Source organism: Klenkia sp. PcliD-1-E (assembly GCF_024124375.1).
Taxonomy (GTDB): Bacteria; Actinomycetota; Actinomycetes; order Mycobacteriales; family Geodermatophilaceae; genus Klenkia.
Genome location: NZ_JAMXRZ010000091.1, coordinates 1 through 17,102, shown reverse-complemented (window position 1 = coordinate 17,102; position 17,102 = coordinate 1). Strand labels below are relative to the sequence as shown.

Genomic DNA, 17,102 nt, shown 5'->3' with positions numbered 1-17,102 from the left:
GGCGTGGCGGTCACCCTGGCCGGGGCGGTGCTGACCGCCGTCGCCGGCTGGTGGTGGCTGCTGCTGGCCGGGGTCGTGCTGGCCGGCCTCGGCGTGCCGCTGGGACAGGGGCGCTACGCCGCGCTCGGGCACGCCGCCGGACCGCGGTCGTTCTCGCTGCGCTCGGGCTGGCTGGTCCGCGAGCAGGTGGTGCTGCAGCGGCGCGCCGTCGTCGGCTGGCAGGTGCACCAGTCGTTCTTCCAGCGCCGGCAGGGGGTGGCCACGGTGGTCGCCGCCGTCGGCGCGGGCGCCGGCGGGTACCAGGCGCTGGACGTCGCCGCCGCCGATGCCGCCCCGTTCGCCGAGGCCGCCTCCGGCCCCTGGGCGGCCACGCTGGCCCGCTGACCCCCTCCGGCGTGGATCAGGTGGGACGGGCAGTGTGCATCCTCCGCCACCGACGTCGGTGGCTGAGGATGCACGGTCGTCGTCGCAGCTGATCCACGTCGAGGCGGGTGGGCCGGGGTGGCCGAGCGGCGGGTGCCAGGCTGGGCGGGTGGACGTCGCCGAGCTGCTCGCGCCCCTGCCCCCGTTCACCGACGGCGGCCCGCACGACCTCACCGGCGGGACGGCGGACGGGCTGCGGTTCGCCGAGCTGGCGCCGACCGGGGAGGCCGGCCAGCTGTTGGAGTGCCTGCTGGAGGGGTGCGCGCTGGACGGGTTGTCGCTGGTGCGGGGCCGGTTGTCCACGGTCGGCGCGCTGCGCTGCACGGCCACCGAGCTGCTGGCCCACGACGGCACCTGGCTCGACGTCGTCGTCGAGGGCGGCCGGTTCGGCGCGGTCACCGCGCACGGGGCGTCCTGGACCCGGGTGACCCTGACCGGCGTCCGGGCCGACTACGTCAACCTGCGCGGCGCGACCCTGGTCGAGGTGGAGCTGGTCGACTGCACGCTGCGCGAGCTCGACCTGGGCGGGGCGGACCTGCGGAGGCTGCGGGTGGCCGGCGGGGAGCTGGGCACCCTGCACCTGTCGGGCGCCCGCTGCCGCGACGTCGACCTCACGGCTGCGGGCCTGCCCGACCTGGACGGCGTCACCGGGCTGCGCGGGGCCACCATCAGCGCGGCGCAGCTGGCCGGCTGGTCGGGCGGGATGGCCGCCGAGCTGGGCATCCGCGTCGCCCGCTGACCCCGCCCGCGGCCCGGACGGTGATCAGGTGACCTGGTCACCGTACGGCCGGCCACACGAACGTCGGTGCGGGTGGACGTGCACCGATCAGGTCACCTGATCACTGTGCGGCGGGGGCAGCAGGGTGGCGGCCAGTGCCCGGGCGGCAGCGGGGTGGTCGGCGGCGAGCAGGCCGGTGGCGGCGAGGACGTAGGCTGCGTCCACGACCACCTCGGTGCCGGTGAGCACACCCCCCGCCCCGCCCCGGTCGGCGGCCAGCCGGGCGACGACGGCGTCGCGGCCGGCGGGTGCGGCGTGCCGGAACACCCCGCCGGAGAGCACCACCAGCCCGACACCCCGCGCCGAGGAACCGCCCGGGCCGTAGGCGGCCTCGGCCCGCAGGTGCCGCCGCAGCGCCACCGTCGCCGCGGCCTCGCCCAGGGACAGCGGGTCGTCGGCCACCGGGGGCAGTCCCTCGGCAGCGGCGGCGGCACGCAGGTCGGCGACGGCGTGGTGCACCCCCAGGTCGCCCTCCACGGTGCGCCGCTGCGCGGGCACGCCGACCGCCTCCCGCCGCAGCGCGGCCTGCTCGGCGTCGAGGTCGGGCACGCAGTAGACGTCGGTGGTCGCCCCGCCGACGTCGACCACCACCACCCCCGGGACGTCGGCCGCGGCCCGCAGCCCGGCCAGCACCGCCACGCCGTCCAGGACGGCGTCGGGGGTCACCGCCCGCACCCACTGCCGCAGACGGGGGTCGCCGGACAGCTTCTCGCCCCCGATGACGTGCTCGAGGAAGACGGCCCGGATGGCCGCGCGGGCGGGTTCGGGGACCAGGTCGCCGATGTCGGGCAGCACGTTGGCGCAGACGGTGACCGGCCGGCCGCCGTCCCGCAGCACCGCGGCGACCTCGTCGGCGACGTGCGCGTTGCCGGCCAGCACGACCGGGACGGACCGGTCCCACCCGGCCAGTGCTGAGGCGTTGTGCCGCAGCACCGCTGCGTCACCGCCGTCGGTCCCGCCGACCAGCAGGACGACGTCGGGCCGGGCCGCGGCCAGGGCGGCCAGCCCGGCGGCGTCCAGGTGCCCCGCGGCGACGTGCACCACCCGGGCACCGGCCGACAGGGCGGCGCGGTGCCCGGCCTCGGCGCTGATCAGCGCCTCGTACCCCACGACGGCCAGCCGCAGGCCGCCGCCGGCCGAGGAGCAGGCGACCACGGGTGCGTCCGGGAACCCGGCGGTGGCCGCCAGCACCCCGCGGACGACGTCGTCGGCCGTGGTGGGCGCCTGCGCGGTCGCCAGCAGCTCGCCCGCGGGCAGCGAGACCAGCGCCGCCTTGGTGAAGGTCGACCCGACGTCGACGCAGACGACCGCGCTCACGCGGGGAGGCCCAGGCAGGCGTAGGCGGCGTCGGTGAGCAGCTCGACGACCTCGTCGCGGGGCAGCCCGCTGTCGTAGGTGGCCACCGACTGCACGGCGCCGATCGCCGCGTGCACCTTGGCCCGGGCCGTGCCGTCGGCCAGGTCCGGACGCAGCTCGAGCAGCAGGTGCACCCACTCCTCGACGTAGTGCCGCTGCAGGCGGCGCAGGCGGCGGCGGTCGGCCTCGGGCAGGTTGTGCACCTCGCGCTGGTAGAGCTGCAGCAGGGGCCGGTCGTCGACGGCGAACAGCACCTGGCCGCGCACCAGGTCGGCGAGCACGCTCCCCTCGTCGCGCCCGGAGCCGGCAGCGGTGGAGGCGGTCGCGAGCAGGCGGTCCATGACCTCGTCGAGCAGGGCCACCAGCACCGCGGACTTGCTGTCGAAGTGCCGGTACACCCCGGACCCCACGATGCCCGCCGCGCCGCCGATCTCGGCCATCGAGACGCCGTGGAACCCGCGGTCGGCCAGCAGGTCGGCCGCGGCGCGCAGGATGCGGTCGCGCCGGTCGGGGTCGCGGGTGCGCACCGCCTCCTGGTTGCTGCTCATCGCCCCAGCAGTCTGACCGGCACCTCCAGCTCGCGGGACCGCAGGTACTCCCCCAGCCCCTTCGCCTGCGGATCGGGCCGCGTCGCCGAGGCCACGCCCTCGCCGAGCAGACCGACGACGACCAGGTTCAGCGCCCGCAGGTGCGGCAGCTCGTAGCGGCGGACGGCGAGCCCGTCGGCCTCGGGCAGCAGCTCGCGGAACCGCTCCGTGGTCAGGGTGGCGCGCAGCCACTCCCAGCCGGCGTCGTCGCGGGCCCAGAGGCCGACGTTGGCGTTGCCGCCCTTGTCCCCCGACCGGGCGCCGACCACCCGGCCCAGCGGCACCCGGCGGGTCGGTCCCTCGTCCGGTCGCCCGTGACCGTCCACGGGCTCGACGGCCGGCAGCGCGCCGGTCGGCGGGTCGGCGACGACCCGCGACGACCCGTCGGGCAGGACGACCACGTGCTCCACGCGGTCGCGCGGCACCAGTGCGGGCCAGTAGACGCCGTAGGCGCTCTCGGCCGAGGGCGGGGTGGTGGTGTGGAAGCCGGCGTAGCCGCCGAGGGCCAGCTGCATCGTGGCGTCGGAGAACCGCCGGCCGACCTTCCGCCGGTCGGGGTCCTTGACGGTGATCCGCAGGTGGGCGGTGGCGTGGGCGTTCACCGGGGCGTCGGCGGTGTCGAACCGCAGCAGCCGGACGTCGACCTCGGCGAAGGAGTCCTGCCCGCCCAGGATGCCGAACAGCTCGTCGACCGCCCAGGCCGCCTTCTCCTCGACGTCCAGCCCGGTGAGCACCAGCGTCATGGTGTTGCGGTAGCCACCGAGGTGGTTGAGCGCGACCTTGAGCCGGTCGGGCGGCGGGCTGCCCCGGGTGCCGGAGATGCGCACCCGGTCGGGGCCCTCGGGGGTGAGCTCGCAGCTGGCGAAGTCGGCGACGACGTCGGGGTTGGCGTAGGCCGGGGAGTCGATCTCGTACAGCAGCTGCGCGGTGACGGTGCCGACCGAGACCAGGCCGCCGGTGCCCTCGTGCTTGGTGATCACGCTGGACCCGTCGGCGGCGACCTCGGCGATCGGGAACCCCGGGTAGCGGCGGTCGACCACCTCGTCCAGGAAGGGGTAGTTGCCCCCGCAGGCCTGCGGCCCGCACTCGATGACGTGCCCGGCGACCACGGCGCCGGCCAGGGCGTCCCAGTCGGTGCGCGCCCAGCCGTGCCACCACGCCGCCGGCCCGACCACCAGCGCGGCGTCGGTGACCCGGCCGGTGACCACGACGTCGGCCCCGGCACCCAGCGCCTCGGCGATGCCCCAGCCGCCGAGGTAGGCGTTGGCCGAGACCGGCTCGACGCCGGCGTCGGCGAGCCGCTGCCCGGTGTCCAGGTGGGCCAGGTCGACGCCGTCGGCGAGCAGCTGCGGCACCCGTGGCAGCAGGTCGTCGCCGTGCACGGCGGCCACCTGCGGGTGCAGGCCCAGCCGCTCCGCCAGCTCGCCGATGCGGCCAGCGAGCCCGACGGGGTCCAGCCCGCCGGCGTTGCTGACGATGCGGATGCCGCGGTCCAGGCAGGTGCCCAGGACCTGCTCGAGCTGGGTGAGGAAGGTGCGCGCGAACCCGGCGCCGGGGTCCTTCTGCCGGGCCTTCCAGAGGATGAGCATGGTCAGCTCGGCGAGGTAGTCCCCGGTGAGGACGTCGATCGGCCCGCCCTCGACCATCTCGCGGGCGGCGGCCAGCCGGTCGCCGTAGAAGCCGGAGCAGTTGGCGATGCGCACGGGTGCGCGTGTCATGCGGGGGTCCTCCCCGGTCCGGGCGGGCCGGCGAAGGCCTGCGCGACGTCGAGCCAGTGGTCGGCGACCGGGCCGGTGGCGTGCAGGGCCAGGTCGCTGCGGTGCCGGCGCTGGGTGACCAGCAGGCAGAAGTCCAGGGCCGGGCCGGCGACCCGGTCGGCGGCGTCCGGCGGGCCCCAGATCCAGGTGTCACCGTCCGGCGCGGTGAGCTCCACCCGCACCGGCTCGGGCGGGGGGTCCTCGCCGTGCACCCGGTGGCTCCAGCCACGGGTGGCCACGCCCAGGTGGGCGATGTTCCGGAGCCGGGCGGTGGGCTCGCGGGTGGCACCGACCGCGTCGACGACGTCCTGGCCGTGCGCCCAGGTCTCCATCAACCGGGCGGTGACCGAGGACGCCGCGCTCATCGGCGGGCCGTACCAGGGCAGCGGGGTCGCGGGGTCGAGGGCACCGAACACACGGAGGTACTCGGCGCGGGCGCTGCGCAGCCAGGCCAGCAGGTCGGTCGCCGTCCGGCCGCGGTTGGCCTGCGTGACCACCTCGGTGAAGTCGTCGCCGTGGGCCATGAGCGCGTCGGCCTCGGCCCGGAAGCGGTCGGGGTCGACCGCTGCGGTCGTGGCGGTCTGGTCGAAGTGGGCCAGGTGCACGACCTGGTCGGCGACGGTCCACCCGGCGGCCGGGGTGGGCGTGGCCCACGCGGTCCCGGGCAGGGCGGCCAGCACCCGGTCGAGGTCGGCGGACTCCGCGGCCAGGTCGGCGACCAGCGCGGCCATGTCGACGGCCACGTCAGCGGCCCTGCCAGACCGGGGCGCGCTTGTCCCGGAACGCGGCCGGGCCCTCCTGCGCGTCGGCCGAGAGGTACACCGGCTCCCACAACGCCTCGGCCTCGGCGTAGGCCTCGGCGAACCGGTGCCCGGCCATGAGCCGCACGGTCTGCTTGGCCGCGGCCACCGACAGCGGCGCGTTGGCCGCGATCCGCTCGGCGAGGGCCTGCGCGGCGTCGTGCAGGTCGGCGGCCGGCACCACCTCGTTGACCAGGCCGACCTCCCGCGCCCGCTCGGCGCTGATCGGGTCGCCGGTGACCAGCAGCTGCATGGCGATCCGCGGGGGCACCAGCCAGGACAGCGGCGCGGCCCAGGGGGCGCCGCGGCCGACCTTGGCCTCGCTGACGGCGAACCGGGCGTGCTCCGCGGCGACCACGAGGTCGCACTGCTGGGCGAGCAGGAACCCGCCGCCGTAGGCGATGCCGTTCACCGCCGCGATCACCGGCTTGCCGATCTCGACGGTGCGGCCGGGCTGGGGCACGAAGTCCGGGGGCGGCACCGTCAGGCCGGTGTCGGCCATCTCGCGCAGGTCGCCGCCGGCGCAGAAGGCCTTGTCCCCGGCGCCGGTGAGCACCAGGACGGCGGCGCTGTCGTCGGCGGCGAACCCCTCGAACCCCTCGGTGAGCAGCCGGCGGACCTCGGCCGACAGGGCGTTGCGGGCCTCCGGCCGGTCTATGGTCAGCCAGGCGACCCGGCGCACCACCTCGTAGGTGACGCTCACTCCCCCACCTCCACCACGGCCAGGACGGCGCCGGTGTCGACGGTGTCGCCGACCGCGGCCCGCAGCTCGGCCACCGTGCCGTCGGCCGGCGCGGCCACCACGTGCTCCATCTTCATCGCCTCCAGCACGACCACGGCCTGCCCCGCGGTGACGGCGTCGCCCTCGGCCACGGCCACCCGCACGACGGTGCCGGGCATCGGCGCGAGCAGCGATCCCTCGCCCGCCGCGCTGCCGGGGACGGGGAACCGCGGCACCTCGGCGAACGCCGTCGAGGCGCCGGCGCCGTCGACGAACACCTCGTCGCCGACCCGGTGCACGGCCAGCGCGCGGCGCACGCCGTCGACGGTCAGCACCACCCGGTCGGCCGCGGCCTCGACCGCGTCGACGGCCAGCCGGGTGTCGCCCACGGCGACCCGCCAGCCGTCGCGCGTGCGCCGGTAGCGCACCTCCAGCTGGTCCTCACCGACCGCGAGGACGGCGACCTGGTCGACGCCGGGCACGTTGCGCCACCCGCTGGGCACGGCGGCCTGCACCCGGGCGCCGGCCCGGCGGACGGCTGCGTCGGCGAGCGCCGCGGCGGCCGCGTGCAGGGCGGTGACCTGCGGGTCCGGCTCGGGCGCGGTGAGCTCGGGGTGCCGTTCCAGGTAGCCGGTATCGATCTCCCCGGCCCGGAACTCGGCCTCGCGCAGCACGCCGACCAGCAGGTCGCGGTTGGTGGTGATGCCGTGCACCTGCGCCTCGGCCAGCGCACGGGCCAGCCGCCGGCAGGCGTCGTCCCGGGTCGCGCCGTGCGCGATGACCTTGGCGAGCATGGAGTCGTAGTGCACACCCACCACGGAGCCGTCGGCGACGCCGGAGTCGACCCGGACGCCGGGCAGCGCCGGGACGGCGAACCGGTGCACGGTGCCGGTGACCGGGAGGTAGCCGGCCGGCACGTCCTCGGCGTTGAGCCGGGCCTCGACGGCGTGGCCGGTCACCCGGGCGTCCAGCACCTCCGGGGGCAGCGGCAGGCCCTCGGCGACCTGCAGCTGCACCCGCACCAGGTCCAGGCCGGTGACCAGCTCGGTGACCGGGTGCTCGACCTGCAGCCGGGTGTTGACCTCCAGGAAGAAGAAGTCGCCGTCGGGGGCGAGCACGAACTCCACGGTGCCGGCGCCGACGTAGCCGATGGCCTCGGCGGCGGCGACGGCCGCCTTGCCCAGGCGGGCGCGCAGCGCGTCGTCCACCGCCGGGGACGGCGCCTCCTCGAGCACCTTCTGGTAGCGGCGCTGCACGGAGCACTCGCGCTCGAAGAGGTGGACGACGGTGCCGTGGGTGTCGCCGACGACCTGGACCTCGACGTGCCGCGGCCGCTCGACGTACCGCTCGAGGAACACGGTGCCGTCGCCGAACGCCGACACCGCCTCGCGCCGCGCGCTGTCGACCGCGTCCTGCACCTCGTCGGGCCCGCGCACGATGCGCATGCCGCGCCCGCCGCCACCGAACGCGGCCTTGACCAGCACGGGGTAGCCGATCCGGCCCGCCTCGGCGGTGAGGTCGGTGCCCTCGCCGGCCACCACGCCGGGGAGCACCGGCACGCCGGCGGCGGCCATCAGCTCCTTCGCCGCGGTCTTCGAGCCCATCGCCTCGATCGCGTCGGGCGTCGGGCCGACGAAGACCAGCCCGGCGGCCGCGCAGTCGCGGGCGAAGCCGGCGTTCTCGGACAGGAAGCCGTAGCCGGGGTGCACGGCCTGCGCCCCGGTGGCCAGCGCGGCCGCGATCACCAGGTCGCCGCGCAGGTAGGTGTCGGCGGGGCTCGCGCCCGGCAGCCGCACGGCCTCGTCGGCCGCCCGCACGAACGGTGCGTCGGCGTCGGGGTCGGAGAAGACCGCGACGGTGGCGACATCCATCTCGCGGGCGGTGCGCATGACCCGCAGCGCGATCTCGCCGCGGTTGGCGACCAGCAGTTTCGTGATCGGGGGGTTCGACATCGTGCTCACATCCGGAAGACGCCGTAGCCGTGGCGCCCCTCGATCGGGCCCGAGTGGGCGGCGGACAGGGCGATGCCCAGGGCGGTGCGGGTGTCGCGGGGGTCGAGCAGGCCGTCGTCGTAGATCCGGGAGGTGACGTAGAAGGCGTGCGACTCGGCGTCGATCTGGGCCTCGATGCCGCGCCGTCGTTCGTCGTCCGCGGCCTGGTCGAAGGGCCGACCGGCAGCGGCGGCCGACGCCTTGCCGACGATCGACATCACCCCGGCCAGCTGGGCAGCGCCCATGACGGCCAGCTTGCTGCCCGGCCACGCGAACATCAGCCGCGGCCCGTAGGCCCGCCCGCTCATGCCGTAGTTGCCGGCGCCGAAGGAGGCCGCGGTGTTGATGGTGATGTGCGGGACCGTCGAGTTGGTCACCGCGTTGATCATCTTCGAGCCGTCCTTGATGATCCCGCCTTGCTCGTAGCTCTTCCCGACCATGTAGCCGGTGGTGTTCTGCAGGAAGATCAGCGGGGTGTCGACCTGGTTGGCCAGCTGGATGAACTCGGCGGCCTTCTTGGCCTCCTCGCTGAACAGCACCCCCCGGGCGTTGGCCAGCACCCCGACGGGGAAGCCGTGCACCGAGGCGAAGCCGGTGACCAGGCTGGTGCCGTACTCGGGCTTGTACTCACCGAACCGCGAGCCGTCGACCACGCGGGCGAGCACCTCGCGGGGGTCGAAGGGCACCCGGATGTCGGCCGGGGCGATGCCCAGCAGCTCGTCGGGGTCGAAGAGCGGCTCGTCGGCGGGCAGCGCCGGCCCGGGACCGAGCTTGCGCCAGTTCAGCTCGGAGACGATGCGCCGGCCCAGCCGGATCGCGTCGCGCTCGTCGACGGCGAAGTGGTCGGCCACGCCGGAGACGCGGGCGTGCATGGCCGCCCCGCCGAGCTCCTCGTCGTCGGCGTCCTCCCCGGTGGCCATCTTGACCAGCGGCGGCCCGCCGAGGAACACCTTGGCCTGCCGGTCGACCAGCACCGAGTAGTCGCACATCCCGGGCACGTACGCCCCGCCCGCGGTGGAGTTGCCGAACACCAGCGCCAGGGTCGGGATGCCCAGGGACGACAGCTGGGTGAGGTCGTGGAAGATCTGGCCGGCGTTGACGAACAGGTCGGCCTGGCTGGGCAGGTCCGCGCCGCCGGACTCGACCAGGTTGATCACCGGCAGCCGGTTGAGCCGGGCGATCTCCAGCGCCCGCAACGTCTTCTTCAACGAGATCGGGTTCATCGCCCCGCCGCGCACGGTGGGGTCGTGCGCGACGACCACGCACTCGACGCCGGCGACCACGCCGATGCCGGTGACGATGCTGGCCCCGACGGTGAACTGGGTGCCCCAGGCGGCCAGCGACGAGAGCTCCAGGAACGCGGAGTCCCGGTCCAGCAGCAGCTCGATGCGCTCGCGGACGAGCAGTCGGCCGCGCTCGCGGTGCCGGGCGGCGTACCGCTCGCCGCCGCCGGCCCGCACGAGGTCCAGCTGCTCCTCGAGCTGGTCGAGCACGTCCAGCGAGGCGGCCCGGTTGGTGCGGTACTGCTCGCCCCGGGTGTCGAGGGTCGAGCCGAGCACGGTGCCCTCGGCGACACGCGGGTGGATGGCGGCGGTCATGCGGTGCCTCCGGAGTAGTGGTCGGCCAGCCGCCGGCGCAGCACGTTCTTCTGCACCTTGCCGGTGGACGTGCGGGGCAGGTCGTCGAGCACGACGACGGCCTTGGGCACCTTGTAGGGGTCCAGGTGGGCCCGGACGGCGGTCAGCAGCTCGGCCTCGTCGATGCGCGCCCCGGCGACCGGGACGACGACGGCGGTGATGGCCTCGCTCCAGCGCTCGTGCGGCAGCCCGACGGCGACGACCTCGGCGATCCGCGGGTCGGCGGCGTAGAGCGCCCGCTCGACCTCGATGGAGGCCACGTTCTCGCCGCCGGTCTTGATGACGTCCTTGGAGCGGTCGGCGAACCAGAGCACGCCGTCGTCGTCGAAGCGGCCGATGTCCCCGGAGTGGAACCAGCCGCCGGCGAAGGCGGCCTCGGTGGCGGCGTCGTCGTGGAGGTAGCCGGCGAGGGCCTGCGGGCTGCGGTAGACGATCTCGCCCTGCTCGCCGGGCCCGACCCGCTCGCCGTCGGGGCCCATCAGCGCGACCCGCACGCTGACGGTGGGCGTGCCGACCGCGCCGGCGTGGGTGAGCTGGTGCTCGGGCCGGAACAGGGTGGTGGTGGGGCTCATCTCGGTCTGGCCGAACAGCAGGAAGAACTCGCAGCCGAACACGTCCAGCGCCCGGCGCAGCTGGGGCTCGGGCATGGGGGCCATCGCGTAGCAGGCCCGGCGCAGGCTGGAGAGGTCGCGCTGCCCGATGTCGGGGCGCTCGGTCAGCGCCCGGTACATCATCGGCAGCCCGAACACCTGGGTGATGCCCTCGGCCTCGACGGTGTCCAGGAAGCGGTCGGGGTCGAAGCCGCGGTGCACGACCAGCGTGGCGCCGAGGACGACGGCCGGGGTGCAGAAGCAGTTGAGCTGCGCGGTGTGGAACATCGGCATCATGGCCAGGAAGCGGTCCTCGTCGGTCCACCGCGCCTCCAGCGCCATGGTCAGCGACTCCACGACGACGGCCAGGTGGGTGCCGACCACGCCCTTCGGGGCCGAGGTGGTGCCCGAGGTGTAGAGGTAGGTGATCGGCGCCCGGTCGGGCACGACCACCTCGACCGGCCCGGGCTCGGCATCCGCCGCCCACGCCTCGAGGGTGGCGGTGCTGCGGCCGGCCAGGGTGGTCGGCACGTCGCCGCCGGTGCCGGGGGCGAGGACGACGTCGCGGACGCCGTCCAGCCCCGCGAGGGCCTGCTCGACCCAGCCGGCGAGCTGGGTCTCGACCACCACGCCGCGGACGCCGGCGTGGCCGAGCACGTAGCCGGCCTCGTCGGGCCGCCACCCCAGGTTGAGCGGCACGCAGACCACGCCGGCCTTCGCGCAGGCGTAGTAGACGGCGAGGAACTCGGTGCTGTTGCCGGAGGCCAGCGCCAGGGAGTCGCCGGGGGCGTAGCCGCGGTCGACCAGCGCTCGGGCCAGCCGGTCGGTCCAGTCGTCGAGCTCGCGGTAGCTGATCCGCCGGTCGCCGTCGACCAGGGCCGTCGTCGCGGGCAGGCGGTCAGCGGTGCGGGTGAGGGTGTCGCCGACGTTGACCCGGTGGACCAGGTTGTCCAGCAGCTCGGTGACGGCCATCAGTGCGACCGGGGGAGGCCGAGGGTGTGCTGGGCGACGTAGTTGAGCACCATCTCCCGGTTCACGGGGGCGATGCGCAGCAGCCGGGCGATGCCCCAGTAGGGCACCAGCCCGTACTCGGTGGACAGCCCGTTGCCGCCGTGGGTCTGGATGGCGGCGTCGACGGCGGCCAGCGCGGCCTCGGCGGCGGCGTACTTGGCCATGTTGGAGGCCTCGCCGGCGGGGATGCCCGCGTCGTGGGCCCACGCGGCCTTGCGGGTCATCAGGGCGGCCAGCTCGGTCTCGATGGCCGCCTTCGCCAGCGGGTGCGAGACGCCCTGGTGGGTGCCGATCGGGGCCTTCCACACCGTCCGCTGGGTCGCGTACTCCGCGGCCAGCCCGAGGGCGTACCGGGCCACGCCCACGCAGAGCGCCGCACCGGTGATCCGCTCGGGGTTCAGGCCGTGGAACACCTGGGCGAACCCGGCACCGACCTCGCCGACCACGGCCTCGGGGCCCACCCGGACGTCGTCGAGGAAGAGGGTGAACTGGCGCTCGGGCAGCATCGCGTCGACCGGCAGCGGCTGGGCCACGAAGCCGGGGGCGTCGGTGGGCACCAGGAACAGCGACATCTGCGCGCGCCCGGTGACCTCGTCGGTGCCGGTGCGGGCCACCAGCAGCAGCGCCCGGGCCTCGTCGACCCCGGAGATGTAGTACTTCTGGCCCGAGATCAACCAGTCGTCACCGTCGCGGCGGGCGGCGGTCGTGAGCTGGTGGCTGTTCGAGCCGGCGCCGGGCTCGGTGATCGCGAAGACCACCTTCGCCGAGCCGTCGGCCAGGCCCGGGAGCCAGCGCTGCTTCTGCTCGGCGTCGCCGAACCGGCTGATCACCTCGGCCGAGATGGCCGCGGAGACCAGGAGCAGCAGCATCGGGCAGCCCTGCGCGGCGATCTCCTCGCACACGATCGCCAGCTCGACCAGGCCGCCGCCGCCCCCGCCGTACTCCTCGGGCACGTTGATGCCGATGAAGCCCGCCTTCGCGAGGTCGGCCCACAGCTCGGTGAGCGGTTCGTGCCGGGCGGCGCGCTCGACGTAGTAGCTGCTGCCGTACCGGGCGGCGATCTGCCCCACGGTATCGCGCAGCGCCTGCAGCTCGGGCTTCTCGGCGAACTCCACGAGGCCACTCCCATGTGATCGGTCATTCACTAGACCCCTGCACCGTAGACCTCACGACCCCGTCGCACCAGCCTTGCGGCGACCTGGATCACACCAGGGGTTGACGAGCACGGCACTAGTGGTCGACGGTTCACATCGACGGCGCCGAGCACCGCCGCCGGCCCAGGACGAGGAGAAGCCCGTGGTCATCGACGTGGACAGCCTGTACGACCGACGGGCCGACGACCGGTGGAACCGCACCAGCGTCGGCGACGTCCTCGAACGGCTGACCCACAGCCGGCCCGACCGGGTCGCGATCACGGGCTGGACCGGGGCGTTCGCCGACCCGGCCTACGAGCGGCTGACCTACCGCGAGGCCGCCCGGGTCGTGGAGCAGGTGGCCAACGGTCTGCTCGCCGCGGGGCTGCACCGCGGGGACCGGGTGCTGCTGGTCTGCGAGAACTCCGTCGAGGCCTACCTCACCAAGCTCGGCGCCGCCCGCGCCGGTCTGGTGTCGGTGCCGCTGAACCCCGCGCTGGCCCCCGACGTCGTCGCCCAGCTCATCGCGCTGGCCGAGCCCCGCTTCGCCGTGGTGGACGCCGAGCTGTGGGCGCACGTGCAGCCGGCGTTCGCCGAGCACGGCCTGCGGCCCGACGTGACCATCCCCCTCGGCGGCGGCCCGGTCGAGGGCAGCCGGGCGTTCGCCGAGTGGGTGGCCGCGCAGGGCACCGACGACGCCGGGGCCACCGTCCACGGCGACGACATCTGGGAGATCCTGTTCACCTCCGGCACCACCGCGCTGCCCAAGGGCGTGATGCTCTCGCACCACTACGCCCACTTCGGCGCCTACTCCTTCGCGCTGTCGCTCACCCGCGGCGTGCCGCTGGAGTCCGACCTGGTCCAGGTCACCTTCCTGCCGGTCGTCTACCACGTGGCCGACCAGTGCCTCTCGCTGTCGGCCTTCCTCGCCGGCGGCCGGCTGGTGATCGGCCGCCGTCCGGTGCCGGCGGAGATGGCCGCCGCCGTGCAGCGGGAGTCGGCGACCAGCATCTGGGGAGGGTCACCACAGCTGGTGAAGGCCTTCGCCGCCGAGCTGGCCGCCGCGGTCGGCGACGGCCCGCGCAGCTCGCTGCGCGTGGTCGTCTACGGCTGGGGCGCGGTCGAGGGGGGCGTCCGGGCGTCGCTGACCGCCAGCTGCGGGGAGCAGCTCACGCTCATGGGCATCTTCGGGCAGACCGAGGCCATCAGCTGCCACCGGTTCTGGCCGGCCACCGAGGAGGCCAAGGTCGCCGCGGCCGGCACCTCGCTGAACTACGTCGGCATCCCCAACCCGCTGCTCTCCTCGATCGTGATGGACGTCGACGGCAGCTCGCTGATGGGTGCCCCGGGTGTCCCGGGCGAGGCGGTCTACCGCTCCCCCGCCGTCACCGCCGGCTACTACCGCGACCGGGCCGCCACCGAGGAGGCCTTCCGGTACGGCTGGTTCCACTCGGGCGACAGCTGCGTGGTCGACGAGGACGGCCTGCGGATCATGGTCGACCGGTACAAGGACATCATCAAGAGCGGCGGGGAGAACGTCTCCAGCCTGCGGGTCGAGGCCCTGCTGCACGAGCACCCGCAGGTCGCCAAGGCCGCCGTCGTCGGGTTGCGGCACGACCGCTGGGGCGAGGCGGTGACGGCGGTCGTCGTCCGGGCGCCCGGGGCGACCGTCACCGACCGGGAGCTGGTCGACTGGTGCCGCGAGCGGCTGGCCGGCTTCGAGACGCCGAAGGCGATCCTGTTCAGCGACGCACTGCCGGAGACCGTGGGCGGCAAGGTGCTGAAGTACAAGCTGCGCCAGGCCATGGCCGACCTCTACGACGACGCCGCCGCCGACCTCACGACCGCGTGAGCCGCCCGGCGGCAGCCCGGGGGACGGCCCCCGGGCTGCCGCCGGCGGTCAGTGCTGGACCGCCTTCTCGGCGCCGATGCCGGTCAGCGAGCGGACCTCCAGCTCGGCGTACTTCGCCACGTCCGCCTTCTCCTTGCTGATGACCGTGCCCAGCCAGCCCAGGAAGAAGGCCAGCGGGATCGACACCAGCCCGGGGTTGTTCAGCGGGAACCAGGAGAAGTCCACGCCCTGGACGAGCGACGTCGACTTCCCGGTGGCCGGGTTGACCGGCCCGCCGGAGACCACCGGGGAGAAGACGATGAGCACCAGGCAGGAGATCAGCCCGCCGTAGATCGACCACAGCGCGCCGCGGGTGGTGAACCGCTTCCAGAACAGCGTGTAGAGGATCGTCGGCAGGTTCGCCGACGCCGCGACGGCGAAGGCCAGTGCCACCAGGAAGGCGATGTTGAGCCCGGCCTGCAGGGCGAGGATGCCCAGCCCGATGGCCACCGCGCCGATCACGCAGGAGGTGATCCGGGCGACCCGGACCTCCTGGTCCCCGGTGGCCGACCCCTTCTTGACCACCGAGTTGTAGATGTCGTGCGCGAAGGACGCCGACGCGGTGATGGTCAGGCCCGCGACGACGGCCAGGATGGTGGCGAACGCGACGCCGGCGATGATGCCCAGCAGCACGGTGCCGCCGAGCTCGAAGGCCAGCAGCGGTGCCGCGGAGTTCACCGCACCAGGTGCGGCCAGGATCCGGTCGGCACCGACCAGGGCACCCGCGCCGTAGCCGATGACCAGGCTGAACAGGTAGAAGAAACCGATCAGCCAGATCGCCCAGACCACCGACTTCCGGGCGTCCTTCGCCGTCGGCACGGTGTAGAAGCGCATGAGCACGTGCGGCAGACCCGCCGTGCCGAGCACCAGGGCCAGACCCAGGGACACGAAGTCCAGCTTCGAGGTGCCGCTGGCGCCGTACTGGCCCATCGGGGAGAGCACGTCGCGCGGCGTGGCCTGCTGGGCGGCGGTGTCGGCGGCCCCGCCGAGCAGCGATGACAGGTTGAACCCGTATTCCCCGAGCACCCAGACCGTCATGACCAGCGCACCGGCGATGAGCAGCGTGGCCTTGATCATCTGCACGTAGGTGGTGCCGCGCATGCCGCCGACCAGCACGTAGAAGATCATCAGTGCCCCGACCACGACGACGACCAGGGCCTGCGCCCCGGCGCCGCTGATGCCCAGCAGCAGGGTGACCAGACCGCCGGCACCGGCCATCTGGGCCAGCAGGTAGAACAGCGAGACCGCCAGCGTGGACAGCGCCGCCGCGGTGCGCACCGGGCCCTGCCGCATCCGGAAGGCCAGGACGTCGGCCATGGTGAAGCGGGCGGTGTTGCGCAGCAGCTCGGCGACCAGCAGCAGCGCCACCAGCCAGGCCACCAGGAAGCCGATGGAGTAGAGGAAGCCGTCGTAGCCGTAGACCGCGATGGCGCCGGCGATGCCCAGGAACGAGGCCGCCGACAGGTAGTCACCGGAGATGGCCAGGCCGTTCTGGGTGCCGGAGATGTTGCGGCCGGCGGCGTAGTAGTCGGCGGCGCTGGCGTTGTTCCGGCTGGCCCGGAACGTGACGACCAGCGTGATGAGCACGAACACCGCGAAGATCGAGATGTTCACCGCTGGGGTGCCGATGGTCACTGCTGCTCCCCCCGGGCGTACTCGTGGGCCTCGAGGCGGGTGCGCATCTCGTCGGCGATCGGGTCGGTGTTGCGGGCCGAGTAGGCGACGTAGGCCTGGGTGATCGCGAACGTGGTGACGAACTGGCCGAGCCCCAGCAGGATGCCGAGGTTCACGTCGCCGAACACGTGGGTGGCCATCAGGTCCACCGCGTAGGTGGACAGCAGCACGTAGAGCAGGTACCAGGCCAGGAAGGCCACGGTCATGGGGACGGCGAAGCGGCGGAAACGGCGCCGCAGCTCGGTGAACTCGGGGGAGTCCTGGGCTTGCCGGTACTCCTCGGGGGTGAGCAGCCGACGTTCGGGTTCGGTCACGGGAACACCTCACTGTGGATCCACTGTGTGAGCGCGAACACTAGGCGTTCGACCCGGGTACGCCCAACCCCGCCCGTTCCGCCACGCCCGACGGGCCCGAGATCCTGTTCCCACACGTCACACGGGGGCAACGCGGTGGTGACCCGGTGGCGGTGTCATGGTGCTGTGGCATCCAGCAGAGCCCTCTCCCGGACCCCTCCCTCGCCCGGTGGCACCGGCTGGTTCCCGGTCGCGCGCGCGGCCGACGTCGGCGGCACCCCGCTGCTGGTCGGCGCGGGTGGGCGACCGTGGGTGGTCGTCCGGTTGCGCCCGGGCGGCGAGGTCACCGCGCTGTCCCCGCGCTGCCCGCACCGGCTGCTCCCGCTGACCGCGGCCGAGGTGGTGGGCGGCGAGCTGCGCTGCGCGGGCCACGGCTGGACCTTCGCCGCCGACGGCCGCT

General features: G+C 74.5%; 15 protein-coding genes. 4 read left to right on the top strand and 11 right to left on the bottom strand.

Features of this window, described 5'->3' with window-relative positions; all coding sequences use genetic code 11:
- On the top strand, positions 1 to 384 hold a 384-nt coding region (locus tag NH342_RS16655), incomplete at its 5' end, for a PH domain-containing protein (RefSeq protein ID WP_253016361.1).
- Between the two features lie 148 nt (positions 385 to 532).
- Positions 533 to 1,162 (top strand): pentapeptide repeat-containing protein, encoded by a 630-nt coding sequence (locus NH342_RS16650; RefSeq protein WP_253016359.1) that lies wholly within the window; start codon positions 533 to 535, stop codon positions 1,160 to 1,162.
- An 87-nt stretch (positions 1,163 to 1,249) separates the two neighbouring features.
- Here the strand turns inward: NH342_RS16650 and NH342_RS16645 are convergent, their stop codons facing one another.
- Genes NH342_RS16645 through NH342_RS16605 form a run of 9 tightly spaced genes read right to left on the bottom strand, consistent with a single transcriptional unit; the run spans position 1,250 to position 12,766 of the window.
- The gene (locus NH342_RS16645) at positions 1,250 to 2,518 is read right to left on the bottom strand and encodes a glutamate mutase L (protein ID WP_253016357.1); all 1,269 of its coding nucleotides are present in this window, start codon (positions 2,516 to 2,518) and stop codon (positions 1,250 to 1,252) included.
- Positions 2,515 to 3,105: a TetR/AcrR family transcriptional regulator gene (locus tag NH342_RS16640; protein WP_253016355.1), complete on the bottom strand. Its 591-nt coding sequence runs from the start codon at positions 3,103 to 3,105 to the stop codon at positions 2,515 to 2,517. The genes NH342_RS16645 and NH342_RS16640 overlap by 4 nt, the downstream gene beginning before the upstream one ends.
- Positions 3,102 to 4,862, bottom strand: coding sequence for an acyclic terpene utilization AtuA family protein (locus NH342_RS16635; protein ID WP_253016353.1), 1,761 nt, complete (start codon positions 4,860 to 4,862; stop codon positions 3,102 to 3,104). Before NH342_RS16635 ends, NH342_RS16640 begins: the two co-directional genes overlap by 4 nt.
- Positions 4,859 to 5,644, bottom strand: coding sequence for a TIGR03084 family metal-binding protein (locus NH342_RS16630; protein WP_253016351.1), 786 nt, complete (start codon positions 5,642 to 5,644; stop codon positions 4,859 to 4,861). The genes NH342_RS16635 and NH342_RS16630 overlap by 4 nt, the downstream gene beginning before the upstream one ends.
- 1 nt (position 5,645) lies before the next feature.
- Positions 5,646 to 6,404, bottom strand: coding sequence for an enoyl-CoA hydratase/isomerase family protein (locus tag NH342_RS16625; RefSeq protein ID WP_253016349.1), 759 nt, complete (start codon positions 6,402 to 6,404; stop codon positions 5,646 to 5,648).
- The gene (locus tag NH342_RS16620; RefSeq protein WP_253016347.1) at positions 6,401 to 8,374 is read right to left on the bottom strand and encodes a biotin carboxylase N-terminal domain-containing protein; all 1,974 of its coding nucleotides are present in this window, start codon (positions 8,372 to 8,374) and stop codon (positions 6,401 to 6,403) included. The genes NH342_RS16625 and NH342_RS16620 overlap by 4 nt, the downstream gene beginning before the upstream one ends.
- 5 nt (positions 8,375 to 8,379) lie before the next feature.
- On the bottom strand, positions 8,380 to 10,011 hold the full coding sequence (locus NH342_RS16615) for an acyl-CoA carboxylase subunit beta (protein WP_253016345.1): 1,632 nt from the start codon (positions 10,009 to 10,011) through the stop codon (positions 8,380 to 8,382).
- Entirely contained in the window at positions 10,008 to 11,612 is a 1,605-nt protein-coding gene (locus tag NH342_RS16610; RefSeq protein WP_253016343.1) for an AMP-binding protein, read from the bottom strand. The genes NH342_RS16615 and NH342_RS16610 overlap by 4 nt, the downstream gene beginning before the upstream one ends.
- Positions 11,612 to 12,766, bottom strand: a complete 1,155-nt coding sequence (locus tag NH342_RS16605) for an acyl-CoA dehydrogenase family protein (protein WP_253016341.1) — start codon at positions 12,764 to 12,766, stop codon at positions 11,612 to 11,614. Before NH342_RS16605 ends, NH342_RS16610 begins: the two co-directional genes overlap by 1 nt.
- A gap of 181 nt (positions 12,767 to 12,947) precedes the next feature.
- Between NH342_RS16605 and NH342_RS16600 the strand changes: the two genes are divergently transcribed.
- Complete coding sequence (locus NH342_RS16600) at positions 12,948 to 14,636, top strand: class I adenylate-forming enzyme family protein (RefSeq protein WP_253016339.1); 1,689 nt, start codon at positions 12,948 to 12,950, stop codon at positions 14,634 to 14,636.
- A 48-nt stretch (positions 14,637 to 14,684) separates the two neighbouring features.
- Here the strand turns inward: NH342_RS16600 and NH342_RS16595 are convergent, their stop codons facing one another.
- A complete protein-coding gene (locus NH342_RS16595) occupies positions 14,685 to 16,310 on the bottom strand; it encodes a cation acetate symporter (RefSeq protein WP_253016337.1) in 1,626 nt (541 codons plus the stop codon).
- Entirely contained in the window at positions 16,307 to 16,663 is a 357-nt protein-coding gene (locus NH342_RS16590) for a DUF485 domain-containing protein (protein ID WP_253016335.1), read from the bottom strand. The genes NH342_RS16595 and NH342_RS16590 overlap by 4 nt, the downstream gene beginning before the upstream one ends.
- A gap of 165 nt (positions 16,664 to 16,828) precedes the next feature.
- On the opposite strand from NH342_RS16590, the gene NH342_RS24330 reads away from it, so the two are divergent.
- Positions 16,829 to 17,102 (top strand): Rieske 2Fe-2S domain-containing protein (locus NH342_RS24330; RefSeq protein ID WP_253016333.1); only part of this gene is annotated, 274 nt, incomplete at its 3' end.